The sequence below is a fragment of the Segatella paludivivens DSM 17968 = JCM 13650 genome (assembly GCF_000373185.1).
Taxonomy (GTDB): Bacteria; Bacteroidota; Bacteroidia; order Bacteroidales; family Bacteroidaceae; genus Prevotella; species Prevotella paludivivens.
This window is the reverse complement of record NZ_KB890671.1, coordinates 118,121-138,575: the sequence shown is the minus strand read 5'-3', so window position 1 is coordinate 138,575 and position 20,455 is coordinate 118,121. Positions and strand designations below refer to the sequence as shown.

The 20,455-nt window shown below is 39.1% G+C and carries 14 protein-coding genes; 8 read left to right on the top strand and 6 right to left on the bottom strand.

Features of this window, described 5'->3' with window-relative positions:
• Positions 1-46 precede the first annotated feature (46 nt).
• Together B045_RS0111520 and B045_RS0111515 are read right to left on the bottom strand one after the other, a co-directional pair.
• A complete protein-coding gene (locus B045_RS0111520) occupies positions 47-1,369 on the bottom strand; it encodes an MFS transporter (RefSeq protein ID WP_018464414.1) in 1,323 nt (440 codons plus the stop codon).
• Between the two features lie 50 nt (positions 1,370-1,419).
• Positions 1,420-2,445 carry a LacI family DNA-binding transcriptional regulator gene (locus B045_RS0111515; protein ID WP_018464413.1) on the bottom strand — a complete coding sequence of 342 codons (1,026 nt, stop codon included), beginning with the start codon at positions 2,443-2,445 and terminating at the stop codon, positions 1,420-1,422.
• A 424-nt stretch (positions 2,446-2,869) separates the two neighbouring features.
• Here B045_RS0111515 and B045_RS0111510 point away from each other — a divergent pair, with 424 nt between their 5' ends.
• From B045_RS0111510 to B045_RS0111485, 6 genes are all read left to right on the top strand, one after another.
• Complete coding sequence (locus B045_RS0111510; protein ID WP_018464412.1) at positions 2,870-5,932, top strand: SusC/RagA family TonB-linked outer membrane protein; 3,063 nt, start codon at positions 2,870-2,872, stop codon at positions 5,930-5,932.
• A gap of 18 nt (positions 5,933-5,950) precedes the next feature.
• On the top strand, positions 5,951-7,564 hold the full coding sequence (locus B045_RS0111505) for a RagB/SusD family nutrient uptake outer membrane protein (protein ID WP_018464411.1): 1,614 nt from the start codon (positions 5,951-5,953) through the stop codon (positions 7,562-7,564).
• A gap of 33 nt (positions 7,565-7,597) precedes the next feature.
• The gene (locus B045_RS0111500; protein WP_018464410.1) at positions 7,598-8,815 is read left to right on the top strand and encodes a SusE domain-containing protein; all 1,218 of its coding nucleotides are present in this window, start codon (positions 7,598-7,600) and stop codon (positions 8,813-8,815) included.
• A 52-nt stretch (positions 8,816-8,867) separates the two neighbouring features.
• On the top strand, positions 8,868-9,908 hold the full coding sequence (locus B045_RS0111495) for a DUF5115 domain-containing protein (RefSeq protein WP_018464409.1): 1,041 nt from the start codon (positions 8,868-8,870) through the stop codon (positions 9,906-9,908).
• 165 nt (positions 9,909-10,073) lie between these two features.
• Positions 10,074-11,597, top strand: a complete 1,524-nt coding sequence (locus B045_RS0111490; protein WP_154650166.1) for an AAA family ATPase — start codon at positions 10,074-10,076, stop codon at positions 11,595-11,597.
• 3 nt (positions 11,598-11,600) lie between these two features.
• Positions 11,601-13,127 carry a vWA domain-containing protein gene (locus B045_RS0111485; RefSeq protein ID WP_018464407.1) on the top strand — a complete coding sequence of 509 codons (1,527 nt, stop codon included), beginning with the start codon at positions 11,601-11,603 and terminating at the stop codon, positions 13,125-13,127.
• A gap of 74 nt (positions 13,128-13,201) precedes the next feature.
• On the opposite strand, the gene B045_RS0111480 is transcribed toward B045_RS0111485, so the two are convergent.
• From B045_RS0111480 to dapF, 3 genes are read right to left on the bottom strand one after another with little or no spacing between them, the layout of a single operon-like run.
• A complete protein-coding gene (locus B045_RS0111480; RefSeq protein ID WP_018464406.1) occupies positions 13,202-15,391 on the bottom strand; it encodes a glutamine synthetase III family protein in 2,190 nt (729 codons plus the stop codon).
• Between the two features lie 43 nt (positions 15,392-15,434).
• Complete coding sequence (locus B045_RS0111475) at positions 15,435-16,670, bottom strand: LL-diaminopimelate aminotransferase (RefSeq protein ID WP_018464405.1); 1,236 nt, start codon at positions 16,668-16,670, stop codon at positions 15,435-15,437.
• Between the two features lie 35 nt (positions 16,671-16,705).
• On the bottom strand, positions 16,706-17,548 hold the full coding sequence (dapF, locus tag B045_RS0111470) for a diaminopimelate epimerase (RefSeq protein WP_018464404.1): 843 nt from the start codon (positions 17,546-17,548) through the stop codon (positions 16,706-16,708).
• A gap of 339 nt (positions 17,549-17,887) precedes the next feature.
• On the opposite strand from dapF, the gene B045_RS0111465 reads away from it, so the two are divergent.
• Positions 17,888-18,244 carry a P-II family nitrogen regulator gene (locus tag B045_RS0111465; protein ID WP_018464403.1) on the top strand — a complete coding sequence of 119 codons (357 nt, stop codon included), beginning with the start codon at positions 17,888-17,890 and terminating at the stop codon, positions 18,242-18,244.
• A gap of 172 nt (positions 18,245-18,416) precedes the next feature.
• Positions 18,417-19,124: a hypothetical protein gene (locus tag B045_RS0111460; protein WP_018464402.1), complete on the top strand. Its 708-nt coding sequence runs from the start codon at positions 18,417-18,419 to the stop codon at positions 19,122-19,124.
• 263 nt (positions 19,125-19,387) lie between these two features.
• On the opposite strand, the gene B045_RS0111455 is transcribed toward B045_RS0111460, so the two are convergent.
• Positions 19,388-20,443 carry a glycoside hydrolase family 43 protein gene (locus tag B045_RS0111455; RefSeq protein ID WP_025883237.1) on the bottom strand — a complete coding sequence of 352 codons (1,056 nt, stop codon included), beginning with the start codon at positions 20,441-20,443 and terminating at the stop codon, positions 19,388-19,390.
• Positions 20,444-20,455 lie beyond the last annotated feature (12 nt).

Genomic DNA, 20,455 nt, shown 5'->3' with positions numbered 1-20,455 from the left:
ATCTCCCAATCTTAGCATAGATTGGGAGATTCTAATTATGACATAATTAATCTTTATCCTTAATAGCAAACACACAAAGTGCTCCGACAACAAGACAAGCTCCAGCAAAAATCATCATATTACTCTGATTAGAGCCTAGGAGTGAAAGAATTGTTCCGCCCAAAAGAGCAGCTATTATCTGAGGTACACATATTGTTCCGTTGAAAAGTCCAAGGTATGCTCCCATGTGACCATAGCCCTGCAAGGCATTTGTAACAAAAGTAAATGGCATGGCAAGCATTGCTGCCCATGCACAACCTATAAGAATAAATGCAATAAACTGCACATACTGATTAGGGATGAAAGGAATAAGCGCAAAACCGATACCACCAAGAACAAGACTTATGGAATAGCCCAATTTACGATTCTTAAACTGAGGTAGCAACATCGCCCAGACAACACTGCCTAAAGCCTGAACAGCATATAACACGCCAACCCAGTTACCTGCTATTTGATAAGCTTCAGTAGACGTGGCATGAGGATCAAGCATATTTACATTCCAACAGGTGTCAGCAATAGCGCCATTAGTATAAGTCCACATATACATGAAAGCAGCCCAGCAGAAGAACTGAACTAAACCTACTCGCCAGAATGTAGCAGGTGCATTAGTCAAAAGAGTTATCCAGTTACCACTGGCATGCGAAGAGGTTTCCTCTGTAGCTTCATTATATTCAGCATATTCCTTAGGATTCCATTCCTTAACTTTCACCGTGGTATATATTACACAAAGGATAAGTATGGCTGCACCTAAATAGAAAGACCAGATAACGGAATCCGGGACAACTCCAGGACTAGCAGTATTCGCTATACCCAAAGCTGTGAAAAAGAAAGGGAACACAAAACCGACAACACTACCGGCATTGCACAAAAAGCTCTGTAAACTATAAGCCAAAGCCTTCTGCTTCTCGTTAACCATATCACCAACAAGCATCTTGAACGGCTGCATTGCCATATTGATATTAGTATCAAGAAACATCAAAGAGATAAGTCCGAAAATCATTCCCGCACCTACTGACAACCCGAGCGAACCAGCATTAGGTAACAGACACATCACCAATACTGCAACTGTTGCACCAATAAATAAGTAAGGTATGCGACGACCAAATCTACACCATGTCTTATCACTCAAAGTTCCTACAATAGGCTGGACCAAGATGCCCATCAACGGAGGGAGTATCCAGAAATAGCTAAGGTTATGAGGATCAGCACCAAGAGTGGCAAAGATTCTAGAAATATTAGCACTCTGAAGAGCATAGGCAATCTGTACGCCAAAGAATCCAAAGCTTAAATTCCAAAGCCCCATGATTCCCATATTAGGTTTTTGTTTCATAGTTTAAATCTTATATTCTCTAACTGAGATGTTTTTATTAATTAGTTACATTATCTTGTTGTTCCGCGTATGATAAGACTAGTCCTCACGATTCTCTTCTCAACTTTGTCGGAAGGTATCAAGCCCTCGACCTGTCCTATTAATATATTGGCAGCCTCCTCACCAACAACAACACCACGCTGTTCTACAGTGGTTAGCATCGGGTCACAGGCTATTGCACGCTGCCCATTTGTAAATCCACATATACTAATATCATCAGGAATATGAAAACCCATACGCTTGGCTGTATAAAGAACTCCAATAGCAGTATCGTCATTAACAGCAAAGAAAGCATCAGGGTGATCTTCAAGGCTCAATATATCGGGAGTAATAGCTTCGGCATCAGCCCTATTATCACAATACTTTACGAAACGTGAATCAAGCTGCAATCCGTTGTTGAGCAATGCGTCACGATAACCATTATATCTATTCTTGGTAATTTCGAGCCTCATTGAAAATCCATAGAATGCAATTCTCTTGCAACCAGTATCAATAAGATGATTCACGGCTGTGTAAGCCCCCATATAATCATCAACAACAACTCGACTACAATCTACACCCGTACATATTCTATCATAAAATACTAAAGGAACACCATGATCTATCAGACTCTGAAAATGGTCATACTTAGCTGTATCTTTAGCTTGCGAAACTATTACACCACACACTTTGTTTTCAAAGAATGACTTACATATATTTACCTCTCGCTCATATTTTTCATTGCTTTGCGCAACCATGATGCGATATCCTCGTGCATAAGCCTCTTCCTCTATACCACTTAGAACTGAAGAAAAATAAAAGTGCGTAAACTGAGGTACTATTACTCCTATAATTTTTACAGGCTTTACACGACTGTTGCGCAAAGTTTCGGCAATAAAGTTGGGATAGAAATTATGCTCGTGAGCATAATTCTTTATCAATTCTCGTCTCTTTTCACTTATTCTCGGACTGTCTTTAAGAGCACGGGAAACTGTAGCCACGGAAACTCCAAGTTCCCTGGCGATATCTTTCATTGTTATAGGTGTAGATTCTTTCATGGTTCTAACTTAAATTTTATGATGCACTCCTTTAGGGGGGATGCAACAATTTATTATCGAACGTTATGCAAAGACACTGCAAAAAAGAGCAGAATGATCAAACTTGTTTGAAGGTTTTGTCGAATGCAGCTGTATCTCATGCAAAGATATGCAAATCATTCAAAAGCTGTTTTTTTACACTATCTTTAATTAGCAAAAGTTTGCGCAAACGTTTGCACAATATAAATAACGTTTTTAACTCAAAAAAAGTACAAAGTATCGTTAAGAAAATTACTTTTGCATCGTGAGCCATGACATAACTATGCCATGCCACCATGAAACGACAACCTAATAACTTGATGTACTTGTTATATTTACGGTATTGCCTAAAAACAAAAAAACAATAAATAATATATTAACGTTAACTTAAAAATCAAAGTAAATAATGAAGCAGGTAAAATTCAAATTGCCTTTAAGGAATCTAGCTATCGCTGCTAGTTTATTCCTTTCAGCAACCGCCTTTGCACAGTCTGGAACTGTTAAGGGGCAAGTAAAAGATGCTACCGGAGAGCCTATCATCGGTGCAACTATTACTGCAAACGGTAAAGCCGTTGGTGTAACAGATTTCGATGGTAACTATACTGTCAATGTTGCTAAAGGTACCGAACTTACGATATCTTATGTAGGTATGACACCTAAAAAGGTTACTGCATCTGACAATCTAGTAATAACTCTTAAAGATGATAACAAAACTTTGAATGAAGTAGTTGTTATCGGTTACGGTGTCGCAAAAAAGGAAGACATAACCGGTTCTGTAACTAAGATACAGCCGGACAGCAAGAATAAAGGTCTTGTAGTAAATGCTCAGGATATGTTGCAAGGTAAGGTTGCCGGTGTAAACATTACAACAGGTGGTGGAACTCCTGGTAGCGGCGCTACAATCCGTGTTCGTGGTGGTTCTTCACTTAATGCTTCTAACGACCCATTGATAGTTATTGATGGTATCGCTATGGATAACAATGGTATCAAGGGACTTGCCAATCCTCTTTCTATGGTAAACCCACAAGATATCGAATCTTTCTCCGTATTAAAGGATGCTTCAGCAACTGCGATTTACGGTTCTCGTGGTTCAAACGGTGTAATCATTATTACAACCAAGAAGGGTCACAAGGGTACATCTATATCATATAATGGTAGTTTTACTGTAAGTCAGAAAAAAAAGACTATTGACGTGATGGACGGTGACCAATATCGTGATTTTATTGCAAATAAGTTTGGCACATCCAGTGATGCTTACAAGGCTTTAGGTACGGCTAATACAAACTGGCAGGATGAAATTTATCGTACTGCGTTGAGTCACGACCATAATGTAACTGTTTCTGGTATGGCTGGAGCTTACGTACCATACCGTGTTTCTATGGGCTATACTAATCAACAGGGTATATTAAAGACTTCTGATTTCCAGCGCTACACAGCTTCTGTAAACCTTAATCCATCATTACTTGACGATCATTTGAAAATCAATGTAAACGTAAAGGGAATGTGGGCAAAGAGTAAATACGCTGATGGTTCAGCCATCAATGCTGCAGTATGGTTTGACCCGACACAAAGTGTTTACGACACAACTTCTTCCGATGCAGCCAACTATGGTGGTTACTTTGCTTGGAAGACTGATGGAACAGCTCTTAATAATAGTAAATATCCTACGACATTATATTCTTTGGGAACAAAGAACCCTGTTGCAATCCTTAATCTAAAAGATGATCATGCAATAAGTCGTGACCTTCTTACTAGTGGAGATATTGATTATAAGGTTCATGGATTAGAAGACTTACATATACACGCTACTGGTGGTCTTGACCTTTCACAAGGCACACAAGACACTAACGTCAGTCCTACTAGCCCTTTGGCTTTCTATTACGGTTCATATGGTTTCGACAGGATCGTAAAGCGCAATATGCAAGGTAGCGTTTATGCTTTCTATACTCACAACTTCAATGACCTTGCTAAGAATCATTTCGATATCATGGGAGGTGCAGAGGAGTCTCGTTACTGGCGCAGTGAGTCAAGCCGTTACTTGTCTTACAACGATGCATGGAATGGTACTATGAGTAGCATTCACACCGATTCAGGTGTAGACTATAACGGTGATGGTATTCTTGATAATTATCGTTTCAAAACAGAGAACTATTTGGTATCTTACTTTGGACGTGCAAACTGGAGCCTCATGGATCGTTACTATGTAACAGCAACATATCGTCGTGATGGTTCTTCTCGTTTTAAGAAACACTTCGCCGATTTCCCTTCTTTCGCTTTCATGTGGAAAATTAAGGATGAAAATAAATTGCGTGACATTAAATGGCTTTCAGATATGAAAATTCGCCTCGGTTGGGGTATGACAGGTCAACAGGAAATCAACCAAGGAGACTATCCATACTTCGCAATATATGAGATGAACTCAGGAAGCGGTTCTTACTATGGAGCTGTGGGTAACGGTAATCTTGCTCGTCCAAAGGCATACAATCCTGACTTGAAGTGGGAAACAACAACAACTTATAACACTGGTCTTGACTGGGGTTTATTCCATCAGAGAGTTACTGGTTCTTTCGACTGGTACTATCGTAATACAACCGACCTTATCAATATGGCTTATGTTTCAGCAGGTTCAAACTTCCGTAATCAAGTCATCTCAAATATCGGTTCTCTAAGCAATACAGGTTTTGAGGCTGCTATTAAGTGGATTGCTATTGACAAAAAAGATTGGAACTGGGTTATAGATTATAACTTCACATACAACTATAATAAAATTACAGCTCTTGCAAGTAGCAATGATCCAAACTTCAACGTACCAACTGGTGGTATATCTTCAGGAACAGGTTTGCAATGTCAGGCACAACACGTAGGTACAGCAGCCAACTCTTTCTATGTTTACCAGCAGGCATACGACAAAAATGGCAACCCTATCGAAGGCGTTGTTGTAGACCGTAATGGTGATGGTAAGATAACTGAGGCTGACAAGTATTATCACAAAAGTCCTGTTGCTCCTATAACCATGGGATTCTCTTCTCGTTTTGAATATAAGAATTGGGACTTTGGCTTCACTCTTCGTGCTAGCATAGGAAACTATGTGTTCAACGACCTTATGGCTGGATCAGCTAACCTGAGTCCTGCAGCTATTTACACAAACAGTGCATACATGACAAACCGTCCTGTAGCAAACTTGAAATACAACTGGCAGACATATGATGAAACATCTTCATTATCAGACCGTTGGGTACAGAATGGATCATTCCTGAAATGTGACAACATTACTCTTGGTTATAGTTTCAATAAGTTGTTCAATACAGGAGATTGGAAAGGACTTAGTGGACGTGTATATGGTACAGCATCAAATGTGTTCACAATAACAAAATACTCAGGTATTGACCCTGAAGTATATGGTGGAATTGATAACAGTGTTTATCCACGTCCAATCTCATTTATTCTTGGTTTGAACTTGAATTTCTAATTCTTAAAGAAAATAACAATGAAAACATATCTAAAAAATATATTACCTGCTGCAGCTCTTTTGTTAGCTATGGGAATGACATCATGTTCTTCTGATCTTGATGTTACACCTATTGACCCTAACTTACAGACAGGTAACAAGATTAGTTCAGACAATCTTCTGAACAAGTGCTATGCCAACCTTGCCGTTGCAGGTAACGGCGGTGCTAATGGTGACTGTGATATTGACGGTCTTGATGGTGGTACAACAGGTTTTGTTCGCCAGTTGTTTAATGCATATGAACTCACAACAGATGAAGCCGTCTGTGCTTGGGGTGATGCAGGTGTTTCAAACTTCAACGAGTCAAATTACGACGCATCTCACCCAATGTTGAAAGGTTTCTATTATCGTCTTTATGCCGGTATTGGATATTGTAACCAATATATAAATGAATATGGTAGCGTTGACGCGCAGAAGACGGCAGAGGCTCGTTTCCTTCGCGCTTATCAATACTCTATTTTGATGGATGGTTGGGGAAATGTTCCATTCTCTACAAAGGTATCTTCAGATAAACCAGTACAGATTAAGCGTGCAGATTTGTTTAAATGGATCGAGAGTGAACTTCTTGATATAGAGTCAGCTCTTGCTGATGCTAAACCAGAAAAAGAAGGAGAATCTGGATATGGACGTGTTGACAAGGCTGCTGATTGGTTGCTACTTTCACGTATTTATCTTAATGCTGAAATTTACACAGGTACAGCTCGCTGGGCTGATGCGGCAACTTATTCAAAGAAGGTTATAGACTCTCCTTTCCAACTTTATACAACAGCGCAGAATGGCTGGAGCGCTTATCAACAGTTGTTCATGGGTGACAATGGTACTAATGGTGCTTCTGTAGAAAGTTTATTCTCTATCATTCAGGACGGCAAGAAGACCACATCTTGGGGTACAACACTATTCTTGATGGCAGGAAGTAACAACGGTAAAGAGAACATCAAAGATGAAACTACAGTAGGTAATGGAACTACAGCAGGATGGGCTGGTAACCGTGCTAAGAAACAATTGGTGGAGAAATTTTTCCCTAACGACGATGCACCTAGTGTATCAGCATGTAAGATGCCAGCTATCGCTGGTGACGACAGAGCTTTGATACAGTCAAAAGGTCGCAACTTAGAAAATACAAAGGAAAAGGAATTTACTGATGGTTACACGATATGTAAATTTAATAACTTTTATGCAACAAACGGGACAGCAAATGATACTCAGTTCCCAGACTGTGACTTATTCGTGCTGCGTGCAGCTGAAGCATATCTTACATATGCAGAAGCGACTGCTCGCCAGAATGGCGGAGTTGCAACAGCTGATGGTATTATATACCTAAACAAAATCCGCGAACGCGCTCACGCTGCACAGAAAGCAGGCTACTCACTTTCTGATATCTGTGATGAATGGAGCCGTGAGTTCTATTTCGAAGGTCGCCGCCGTATGGATCTTATACGTTTCAATAGATATGCCGGTGATGTTAACTACAACTGGGCTTGGAAGGGTGGCACATTGGCAGGTAGAAATATTGACAAGCACTATAGCTTATTTGCCATTCCTACAACAGACGTCACTGCGAACGGAAACTTAACTCAGAATCCTGGTTATTAATAACTTTGATCAAACAATTAACAATTGATTATTATGAAGAAATTAAATATATTGGCAGGACTCATGATGCTATTGGTGATGATGTTCACTGCCTGCGATGATGACATAAGCAAGAACCCGACTTTGCAAAGTCCATCAACATTCAAACTAAACACGCCGTCTTATGCGGCTACAAATGTAAATCTTGCTACTTCTGACAGTTTGAGCTTTACATGGTCACAGCCTGATTATGGATTTCCTTTGGCTTCAGAATACCAAGTTGAAATTTCTACAGCGAACAAGTGGACTACGTCTGTAGATGAAGCTTCAGCAGACAATACCGGTAAAACTATTGCCGACTATGCTACTGTTGGTGAAACGTCTAACATTTGCAAACAGAATGTAGGTGCTGCCATTTTTGCTAAAGCTCTTGAACAGTTGAACAAATGGACAACAGATGCTGTTCCTGCTACTCAGACAGTTTATGCCAGAGTAAAATCAACTGTCAAAGGTTCTTCTGTTTACTCAAACATTGTAACTTTAACAGTTATCCCATATTACGTCGAACTAAAAGATGCGGCACCTGCAATCTATTACTTGATCGGAGGTTGTATTGGTGACGGTAAATGGAGTAATGTAGATGCTTCAAATATTGGTGGTTCCATCATTCCTATGCATGCTATCGCTGGTGAAACTTATGATAAGAAAACCGGTTATGGAAAAATTGAATATACAGGATACTTCCCTGCAGGTGGAGAATTCAAAATTCTAAAAACAATCGGTGACTGGAACTACGGCTTCTGCAAAGGTGAATGGAAAGATGATACCTACGTACCTACATACAGAAGTGGTGGTGATGATCCAGGTAATATTAAATTTGATGACGCAGGTTACTATGACATAATTGTAAATACAGCTGATAACAGTTGTACTATCAAGAAGTACACCAAGGATGTTTCAAAATACACTTCTATAGCAATCGCTGGATCAGAGAACAGTTGGAGTGCAACTGCTGATTTAATGAAAGCTATATCTACTTTTGATGGTGCAGAAAACCATGATTGGGTAGAAACTATAACTTATAAAGCTGATGCTCCTTCTGATGGTGGTTGTAAATTCACTGCTGACGGAGCTTGGACTGACAATTGGGGCGATTCAGCGTTCCCTTATGGTACAGGTTCTGCAGGTGGTCACAACATTTTGTATAAAGCTGGCACATATAAGGTCATCTTTAATGATATCACACATCAGTATATATTTATTGCACAATAAATTAATAGTAGGAGTGGACTGCTCCACTCCTGCTTTATAAAGACAAAATAACATGAAAAGAGTATTATATACATTGGGCGTAGCACTTGCATTAGCAAGTTGCGGTTCAAACGAATACCAAGATTGGGCTGCCCCACAGAGTAATGCGGAAGAAAGTCCAATTACTGTTGCTTTCGCAGCAACCCCTGCTGCTGCCATTAATTTTAATACAGTAACAACAGACTCAGTAGCTCTCTTTACATCTAAAGTTACAACAACAGCTACTGTTTCAACACAAGGACTAGCTGTGACACTATTTAGTGCAGATAAATCAAATAGTGTAGTCTTAGCTGCTAGTGCTAATGGTAATGTTAAAGCTAGCGAACTACAAAAAGCTATTGAAACTCTGTATGGTAAGAGTGATGTTGTTCGTACTGTTGAAACACTTGTAACAGATACCATTCACATGGTTGGCGGTACTGGATATGTTAAGACTGCAGAAAAATTTAATTCTACAATCAACTTAGTAAAGACAAATTACGGTCAATTTGTTTATGAAGTTGGAAATGAATCAGGATGGCAGACTGCGCATGCCCTCTATGGTGCTAATTTTGATGGATTATATGAAGGTTACTATTATTTGAATGGTCAGTTCAAATTCAGGCCAAATGTAGATAACTGGGATAACGCTTTAGGATATGTAAGTGATGGAAAAATTGCAAGTAGTGCATCTGGCAACATACCTGATCCTGGAGCAGGCTTCTACAAAATTAATGTTGATTTCAGTGCAGGAACATACAGTTTAACTAATATAGGAAGTATCAGTATCATTGGTTCTGTCTACGGTAATTGGGATAAAGATTTTGACCTTACTTACAACACCTCTAATGGTGCTTGGGAAGGTACAGTAACATTGACAACTGGCGAAATGAAATTCCGTGCTGATCACAAATGGCTTCTCAGTTGGGGAGGAAAGTCAACAGCTAGCGATTTCACTAACCTGACAGCAAATAATGGTACAAACTTGAAACTAGAAACAGCCGGAACATATAAAGTTCAATTGTTTTTAAGCTATGATGGTGCTAATAAAGTTGTTTTGACTCCTGTTCTATAATTAGAGTATCTATTATAGATAAATAATTTAAAGGTGTTGTTCCTAAAGAGCAACACCTTTTTTTTATGGCTAATCCAACTTCGTTGTCGTTAAAAAAGTTTATAAGATTTATCGGCTGATATTATATGACGGAAAAACTAATTAACTTTATACTCACGTATGGAAATGAAACAAAGAATGCAGAGTCTCATTAACGAGATGAACAAGAATATATATGAGAAGGACTCAGAAATAAGTCTATCTCTACTCGCTGCAATAGCCGGTGAGAGTATCATCCTTCTCGGTCCTCCGGGCGTGGCAAAGAGTATGGTGGCACGCAGACTAAAAAGTGCCTTCAGAAATGCACGTTCATTTGAATATCTTATGTCCAGATTTTCAACTCCTGACGAGATATTCGGTCCTGTATCTATTTCGCAACTAAAGAACAATGATATATATGAACGTTCTACAGATGGATATCTGCCTAGTTGCGACGTGGTGTTTCTTGATGAAATATGGAAGGCTGGACCAGCTATCCAAAACTCATTGCTTACAGTTATCAACGAGAAACTTTTCCGTAATGGAAGAAACGAGATCAAACTACCACTTAAACTTCTTGTTGCTGCTAGCAACGAGTTGCCTGCACGTGGCGAGGGTCTAGAGGCTCTGTGGGATAGATTTATCATTAGAATTGAAAGTTGTGCGATAAGAGAAGAAGCAAACTTTACTTTAATGATGATGGGAGGTGATGATAACGAAGACTTTGCTGACAATGAAATAAAAATTTCTAATGATGAATATGCCCAATGGTCAAAGGATATTGAACAAGTTGATATTAGCATTCAGGCTATGGATTGCATAAAAGACATTAGAAAGGCACTAAGAACCGTTGAAGTGGACGGAGCTGAAGAACGTCGCGACATATACATCAGCGACAGAAGATGGAAGAAGATAGCACGACTTGTGCGCACATCTGCTTTCATGCACGACAGAAAATCTGTTATGACTTGCGATCTACTGCCTATGTATCATTGTCTGTGGCAGGAACCTGACGAGCGTAATGCTGTGAGAAGAATCGTCATCAGGGCTATATTCGCACAATGTGCATTAAGATTTGCCAAACTAAAACAAGATTTGGAGGATGAGATAAGAAACAGCAGTTTGCAGCAAAGAGTTGGAAGAAGTACAGCGAGACAACGCCAGAGAGATGCAGACAAGAAAACTTACAGCAACTATTACTACAGACTTGCCAAACATGATACAGGACATTCGTTCATAGTAATGACTGACTTCAGGCAATTACCCGAAGTTGGAGAGGAAGGAGAGGAAGGATTAATGTTCCAAGATCCAAGAAACGAAAAGATTACAGTAATAAAGGCATATGATGGTAGTAAAGTTCCATTGGGCAGTCGACCTGTAAGCTTAGCACGTGATAATGACAACGTGTATATTGACGGTTTGAGGTTTGATATTGAAAAGATCGATGTTAACGACGAAAAAACAGCTCCAATTGCTGAAGATACAAAAGAATACAGGGACTACTCGAAAGAAATAGATTTGCTTGCTGACAATCTTAATGACATGCAAAAGGAACTTGAAAATAACATGTTTATCAATGATGAAGACAGACGCGAAATAAAATTGTATCTTGCTGATTTCTACAAAGAAATAGCTTTTACACGACAGGATATAGAGAAAATAACGTATTAAAAGATGAACTCCCTATATTTGAAACTCCTAAATGATTTTTGTCATTCTGGAAATGTACCTTCTATTCCGTCTGATGCAATTGAGGGTAAGCCATGGGTTATAAAGAAAGATCCGTTAATGGACTTTCTACAGAAACTCATGGGCGAAGCTAAATATAGAACCATGATTCAGACAAGCAGACTGAGTGCAAAGATATTTTATTCTGCCGTAGGGAAATTCATTGCTGAATGCACTCATTACGAGGATTTTCAAAACCAGCGAGCATGGACTGAGCGCAATAACATGATTAAAGTACTGAAATGGTCTGAAGCTAAAAGAAACGACAGTAAGGCACTGCAAAACCTTATTGATGATATTTCGGCAAGGCATCCTGGATTCGGATTCGACAAGGATTTCATGCTTCGTATACTTTCAGGCGATGGATGCAAAGAAAACGCTAACTGGGAAAAGTTGGTTAACGAATGGCAGCTTACACTTGACAGACATATTGAAAACGAAAGCAAAGAGCATATCGTAAAACGGAAAGACGATTTCAAAAAAGGATTGGACATTGTTATGAGGCAGGTTGGAAACTACATGCAATCTCACAATATAATTGAACAGCAAGCTATACAGGCTTGGGACATGATGGACGGACAATGGACCGAAACGGAATTTGAAAGACGGCTTAACGTTGTGAAGGTTCAGGACAAATACCCAGAAATAAAGGAAATCGCTGCTTGCATGGGACGTACAGCAGACTCAAATGGTCGGGACAGACTAACAATATCATCAGGAACGGCTATGAAAATGGAGCATTCAAGCGGAAGCGATATTGAAGGAATAACCGTGGGCAATGATTTAAACTCATTACTGCCTCTTGAACTTGCACAATATTGTGACGACGCAATGGGTGACATGTTCATCTACAAATTTCTGACCAAACGATTACAGACATTCAGATATAAGAGCGAGATGAGTAAGCCTTCGCGTAAACTTGGTTTTACTCACGCAAGCAGACGTGGTCCAATGATCGTATGCCTTGATACTTCGGCAAGTATGTATGGAACTCCACAACGCATCACGGCTTCACTTTTGGCATTACTTGAAGATACTGCCGAAGAATTAAGGAGAGATTGTTTTCTTATTGATTTCAGTGTTTCTATAAGACCAATTGATCTTATGGCACGAAGACAACGGAAACGAATGATGAACCTTGGATTTAAGGATGCAGACGAAGAAAAATTTGCCAAAGGACACGTACCTTTTATTGGTGGAGGAACAAGTGCAAAAAAATTGCTTGACGCTACATTCAATCTACTCGATGATGAACAAAACCATTATGTCAACGCAGACATTCTGCTTGTCAGCGATTTTCTAATTCCTATGGTAGGAAAGGATTACATAGCTAAACTAAAGAATTACCGCAACACCGGTACTAAGCTTTACGGACTGAGTATAAAATCTGCTGATGACAAGGAACTTAACCTATGGGAACAGATGTTTGATAAGATATATGAAATAAGATATCGTCAATTAAGGAAATATTAATAAAAACGGGATGTAATCTCACGATCACATCCCGCAGCAAACTTAAACAACCAATAAAGAAATAGATTGGTGTTTTATCTGATGAAGAGTAGTTCCCTATATTTTGGAAGAGTCCAAAGTTCATCGGCAACTACTAGTTCCAACTTATCTATTTCGTAACGAATTTCTTCCATCTTTGGTTCCACTGTGTCGTGGTAAGCGATGGCTTTATCATACTCGCTCTCAATTTTATTGGCAACCTTTCTTGCATTTACCAAATCCTCGACACCAGCCTCAATCTTTTTCGTACGGACAGCAATTTCCTCAATAATCTTTATGTTACGTGAAGATAGAGAGGTAGCCTTTTCCTTACCAAAGATGTCAATCATGTTTTCTACATTCTTTGCAAGCTGGCTCTGATAATGAGTAGCCACAGGAATAATATGGTTCATGCTAAGGTCGCCCATTACGCGAGCCTCAATCTGAATTTTCTTAGTATAGGTTTCCCATTTAACCTCATTGCGGGCAATAAGTTCATTCTCCTGCATAACGTTCATGTCCTCAAACATCTTGATGCTGTCCTTGTCGAGATAGCGCTCGAAGATTACTGGACAAGACTTTTCGCAATCCAATCCACGTTTTGCAGCTTCTACTACCCACTCGTCACTATATCCGTTTCCATCAAAATGGATAGGCTTTGAAGCAACGATGTCTTCACGAACGATGTCGATAATAGCAGCAATCTTGTCTTCGCCCTTAGCAATAAGTGCATCTACACGCTTCTTGAAATCTGTCAAAGCTTCAGCAACAGCAGTGTTAAGTACAATCATTGCACTAGCACAGTTTGCCTCACTACCTACAGCACGGAATTCAAAACGGTTTCCTGTGAAGGCAAATGGTGATGTACGGTTACGGTCAGTATTATCAATGATAATCTCTGGAATCTCTGGGATATCAAGCTTAACGCCCTTCTTACCGGCAACATCAAACAAATCTTTCTTGTCTGACTTTTCAATATGCTCAAGTAAATCACTTAACTGCTTACCCAAGAAACTTGAGATGATAGCTGGAGGTGCCTCGTTAGCTCCAAGACGATGAGCATTGGTAGCACTCATTATACTTGCCTTGAGAAGTCCGTTGTGACGATAAACTCCCACCAAAGTCTCAACAATAAATACAACAAATCTTAAGTTGTCGATAGGAGTTTTACCAGGACCATGAAGAAGTACGCCTGTATCTGTGCTAAGACTCCAGTTATTGTGCTTACCACTACCATTAATTCCGGCAAAAGGTTTTTCGTGGAGCAATACACGGAATCCGTGCTTATGAGCTATTTTCTTCATTAAGCTCATCAACAACATGTTATGGTCTACTGCTAGGTTAGTTTCTTCGAAGATTGGAGCGAGTTCAAACTGATTTGGAGCAACTTCATTATGGCGTGTTTTACAAGGAATACCTAATTCTAAAGCCTGTATTTCAAGGTCTTTCATAAAATTCTGTACACGCTCAGGAATAGTTCCGAAATAATGGTCGTCCATCTGCTGATTCTTTGCAGAATCATGTCCCATAAGGGTTCTGCCAGTCAACATAAGATCTGGGCGAGCTGCGTATAAGTTCTCGTCTACAAGGAAGTATTCCTGTTCCCATCCAAGGTTACTTGTAACCTTCTTTACTTCTGGATCGAAATAGTGACAAACCTCTGATGCAGCAGTACTTACAGCACGTAAAGCACGGAGCAAAGGAGCCTTATAGTCAAGAGCCTCACCTGTGTATGATATAAATATAGTAGGTATACAAAGAGTATCATCAATAATAAATACTGGTGATGTAGGATCCCATGCACTATAACCACGAGCTTCAAAAGTATTTCTGATACCGCCAGAAGGGAAAGAAGAAGCATCAGGTTCCTGCTGGGCAAGAAGTTTTCCAGAGAATTCTTCTATCATTCCACCTTTTCCATCATGCTCTATAAAGGCATCATGCTTCTCGGCAGTACCTTCAGTAAGAGGCTGGAACCAGTGAGTGTAATGAGTGACTTCATTATCGTCAGCCCACTGCTTCATGCCCTTTGCAACCTCATTGGCTATAGAGCGATCAAGGCGTGCGCCGTTGTCGATAACATCTACAAGCTTGGCATAAATGTCAGCAGGTAGATATTTATACATTTTCTGACGATTGAAAACCTTCTTTCCGAAAAACTCAGATGGTCGTTCGGCAGGTGTTGCCACTTCTAGTGGCTTCTTACGTGAAGCTTCAGCTACGGCTTCGAATCTTAGATTTGTCATACGTGTATATATAAATTCAGTGTTTGTGTGATTATATATTTCTTTATTTTAAAGTCCATTCAGCAATGCGCTTCATGGCTTCCCTACAGTCTTCACGATCACCAAATGCCGTGAGACGGATATAACCTTCTCCACTTGGTCCAAAACCAACACCTGGAGTGCAGACTACACTTGCTCCATACAGTAACTGCTCAAAGAATTTCCAACTATCTATTCCTTCTGGAGTCTTTACCCAAAGATAAGGAGCATTTATTCCGCCAAAGACTTTGTATCCTAGGCGTGTAAGACTGTCGCGCATTATGTCGGCATTCTCCATATAATAGTCTATTACTTCTTTAACTTGCTTACGACCTTCAGGAGTGTAAATAGCCTCAGCAGCTCGCTGACTGATATAACTTGTGCCATTGAACTTTGTGCATTGGCGACGATCCCAAATCTGGTTAAGACTAGCACGCCCTGTTCCATCAAGAGCAGAAGCGGTAAGTTCTTTAGGTACGATGGTGTATCCACATCTTATTCCTGTGAATCCTGCTGTCTTTGAATAACTATGGAATTCCACAGCTACCTTTCTAGCGCCCCGTATCTCATAAATAGAGTGAGGAATAGACTCATCACGAATATAAGCCTGATAAGCAGCATCGTAAAGAATGATTGAATCATTGTGGATTGCATAGTTAACCCATTTTCGAAGTTCCTCTTTAGTTAGAACTGTTCCCGTAGGATTGTTAGGATAACACAGGTAGATCATATCTACACGGTGATCAGGAATTTGCGGAATGAAGTTATTGTCAGCAGTACAAGGTATGTATGTTACATTACTCCATGCACCATTTTCGAAAACGCCAGCACGTCCAATCATCACATTTGAATCTATGTAGACTGGATAAACAGGATCTGTAACTCCGATATTGTTGTCCCAACGCAAAATTTCCTGGAAATTTCCAGTATCGCTCTTGGCTCCATCGTTTACGAATATCTCATTCATATCAAGATGTATTCCCCTAGGGAGAAAATCATTCTTGATAATTGCCTCACGCAAGAAATCGTATCCTCTTTCTGGACCATATCCTCTAAAACTAGCCTTTTTAGCCATTTCGTCTGTGGCCTTGTGCATAGCTTCAATTACAGCCGGGCAAAGAGGCTGAGTAACATCACCAATACCAAGGCTGATAACCTTCTGCTTGGGATGTGATACCTTGTAAGCATTTACCTTCTTTGCAATGTCTGCAAACAGATAATTGCCTGGCAATTTTAAAAAATGTTCGTTTATTAATGCCATAATTTTTTATTGTGTTGTTAAGTTTGTGACCTTTGTTATGGAATTTGAATTTCACCTTCGAAAACAAATTCTGCCGGACCTGTCATATATATATGTCCGTCATCTTCGTTCCATTCTATATTCAAAGTTCCTCCATCCATTATAATGTCGACCTTACGGTCTGTCAATCCTGAAATCACCGCTGCCGTAGCTGTTGCGCAAGCGCCTGTTCCACAAGCCAATGTGATACCGCTACCACGTTCCCAAACTCTTGTTCTTAATTTATCCTTACCCACCAGTTGTGCAAATTCAATATTGCACCTCTGGGGGAAGGCATCATCTCTCTCTAGAATCTTGCCATATTCAGCTATATCAACATCATTGATATCATCAACAAATATCACATAATGCGGATTTCCCATAGAAACGAAAACGCCTTCTTTTGCGCCTGGTATTGACGAAAGAGAAGGGTGCTCACCAGTAAACTGCTCTGCTATTGTTGTCATAGGCTCAAGCATGTCTACGGTTACGCTCCCAACCTTGTTTTCATCATTCAGATGCAGGTTAAGAACTTTCACGCCAGAAAGTGTTTCTAATTTAATTCTCGTATTTTTGGTAAAACCTTTTTCATATAGATACTTTCCGATACATCTACTGGCGTTGCCACACATCATAGCCTCAGAGCCATCTGCATTATAAATGTGCATTGAAAAGTCAGCAACACTATCTTCTGTTGGTCTCCCTATAAGGACCAAACCATCGCTGCCTATCCCAAAATGAGGCTTACTCCACTCTATTGAAGCCTTAGCAGGATCAGGTATCATATCAATAAGAGTATTGACATATATATAATCGTTACCGGCTCCGTGCATTTTGATGAAATGGATAGTATTTGCCATTTTGTTACTTTCTTATTTATAAAACTTACGTTTTGTCTTATTACGTTTGCAAATTTAATACGTTTTGACAAAATAAACAATAGTTTGGTATCAAAATAATGTTGTTTTTTAATATAAGTTATAATTTGAAAGCATTTATATTCATTTTTCTTTCAGATTGTAATCATACGTATACAGTTTTGTTAATAATGCGATTATTAGTAATTTTTAATTTCACTTTGTATCAGTATTTGAACTTTTTAGTTACACTTTGTCTTAATTTTGCAGATAAAGTTTACAGGATGATAAATAGAGGTGCTGATACTAATAAGATATATACATTAATTTAATATGAGGGTTATGAAGAAGATTGAAGCGATTATCCGCAAGACAAAATTTGAAGACGTCAAAAAAGCTCTGCATGCAGCCGACATCGAATGGTTTTCTTACTCTGATGTAAGGGGCGAAGGAAAAAGAAGGCAAGAGCATATTAACCAAGGCGTTATGTATGACACTAGTAGTATCGAGCGCATTTTATTAAGTATAGTAGTCAGAGAGAAAAAAGTTGAGCGTACTATTGAAGCTGTAAGAAAAGCAGCATGGACTGGAAAGATTGGAGACGGACGAATATTCATTATTCCTGTTGATGACACCGTGAGAATACGAACAGGAGAACGTGGTGATCTTGCCTTATATAATGCGGAAAAAGAAAAGTAATAGAGAATACACAACACACAAACACAAAATTTTAAGTTATGACAATACAATATATAATTAAATCCGTAGACATCATATTGATGTCGCTTTTATCAATTAATAATAGAAAAGAGAGATGCTTTATCATCTATTAGTATTAATAAATTAGTTACAACTAAAAAAAAGATTATTTATGGTAAACAAAGTATTATCAGCAATGGTTATCGGAATGATTGCCTTCGCTTCACCAGCAAACGCTCAGGATAACGTTAGCGGAACTGTAAGTACAGATGTTGTTAACCAGTATATCTGGCGTGGACAGGATCTAGGAGATGTTTCTTTGCAACCAACATTAGGTTTAAACTACAAAGGCTTGTCACTTACAGGATGGGGCAACGTTGGATTAAGTGACAAAGACGACACTAAAGAGTTTGATATAACGGCAGCCTATGCAATTGGGAAGTTCCACGCTGGAATAACTGACTATTGGTTTAATACTCCTATAGACAAGTATTTCAGTTATTCTGCTCACAACACATCACATGTGTTTGAGGGAAATATAGGTTATGATTTTGGAAAAATGTCCCTGAACTGGTATACTAACTTTGCTGGAAATGACGGATTAAATAAAGATGGAAAACGAGCATATTCATCTTATGTTGAAGCTAACATCCCATTTACTTTAGGCGGCCTTGGTTGGAATGCCACAGTAGGTGCAGTACCTTATGCAACAAGTTTCTATGCTAAAGCAAACGGCTTTGCAGTCACCAATGTATCTTTAAAAGCAACAAAAGACATTCGCGTGAGCGACAGTTTTTCGATTCCAATATTCGCTGGAATAACAGCTAATCCTAGTACTGAGAAAGCTTATTTACTCTTTGGATTTACTTTAAAACCTTAGATTATCAACATATGCGCAAATCCCTTGTCCTTTTTTATTAGAGTGCAAGGGATTTTTTATGTTTGCATCCGACCAATCGTGTAATTGAATTAATAATATTTGCTTTCTACATGATTGATAAAACCTTAATAAGATTAAGAATGAAAATTCTTAATCTTATTAAGTAAAAAGATAGCAATAATCAAACATAAAAAATAAAAGATGGTTAATCCGATAAATCGGTTGAACCATCTTTTACATATATCAATAATATAAATTATATATTATTTCTTTTCATCAAGCTTATTTAAATCCAGAAGTCTATTGTATTCTTGCTTGGTTATACGCATAAAACTTCCGTGCTGTGGTCCCGTTACACCATTTATGTCAACAGGATCATGGAAATTACGCATATTCTTATCAGCCTTGCAAATACGATAACGATGTGGACGACTACTGTATTCAACATAAGCCACACGCCACTCATCGCTTCCTATTGGTTGGAACGCACTGCTACCTTCTGTCTTTTTGTTACCTTCAAAATTTACATAATCATCTTCGATAGGTTCACTCCATCCTGAAGTCAACTTACTAGAAATAGCGGTATAGATACCAGGCTTTCCACCTTCTTTTTTAATGAGCATATGATACTTTCCGTCCGAAGGCAAATAGTTAATATCAGCATCTATAGTTGCATAGCCCCAGTCAAAAAGTAGTTTGGGAGTAGTAAGCTTAGTGAAAGTTTTGTCAGCATAGCTGTAATACATTCTGTCATATCCCTCTTCTGGCCTATTCAGCATTGAGTAATAAATCATGTATCCGCCTTTTTCGCCATTATCCCATGTATAATTTGGATCCCAGAATATCTGAGGAGCCCATACACGGTTTACAGTAGACCAATCTTTATAAGTGCTTGTTGCTGTTGCTGAATCACAAAATATTTGCTGTCCTTTTCTGTAGTCAAATGTAACACTGGTCCAGTGAATAAGATCATCGCTCTTTAAGAGGTCAATGCCATAGTTATCCCATTTGTGACTTTTTGCCACACACATATCAGTAGTTACCATGATATATGATTTTCCGTCAGACGTACGTGTAATATATGCATCACGTGTACCACCCTCTATACGTGCAAGTTGCTTTGAGTCGAAAATAGGTTTACCACCAATTATGTCCTGATAGTTTACGCCATCACGGCTTACTGCAAATGCAGTCCATTCTCCTAAGTCACTCATGTGACAATAGAGATAACCGTAATCACCTTTCACTTTGTTTTGTGCTGTTACCATTGTAGCACTGCCTAGAAGCAGGAATGACAGCAGTAGATTTTTAAAATTCATAGATTTTATTGT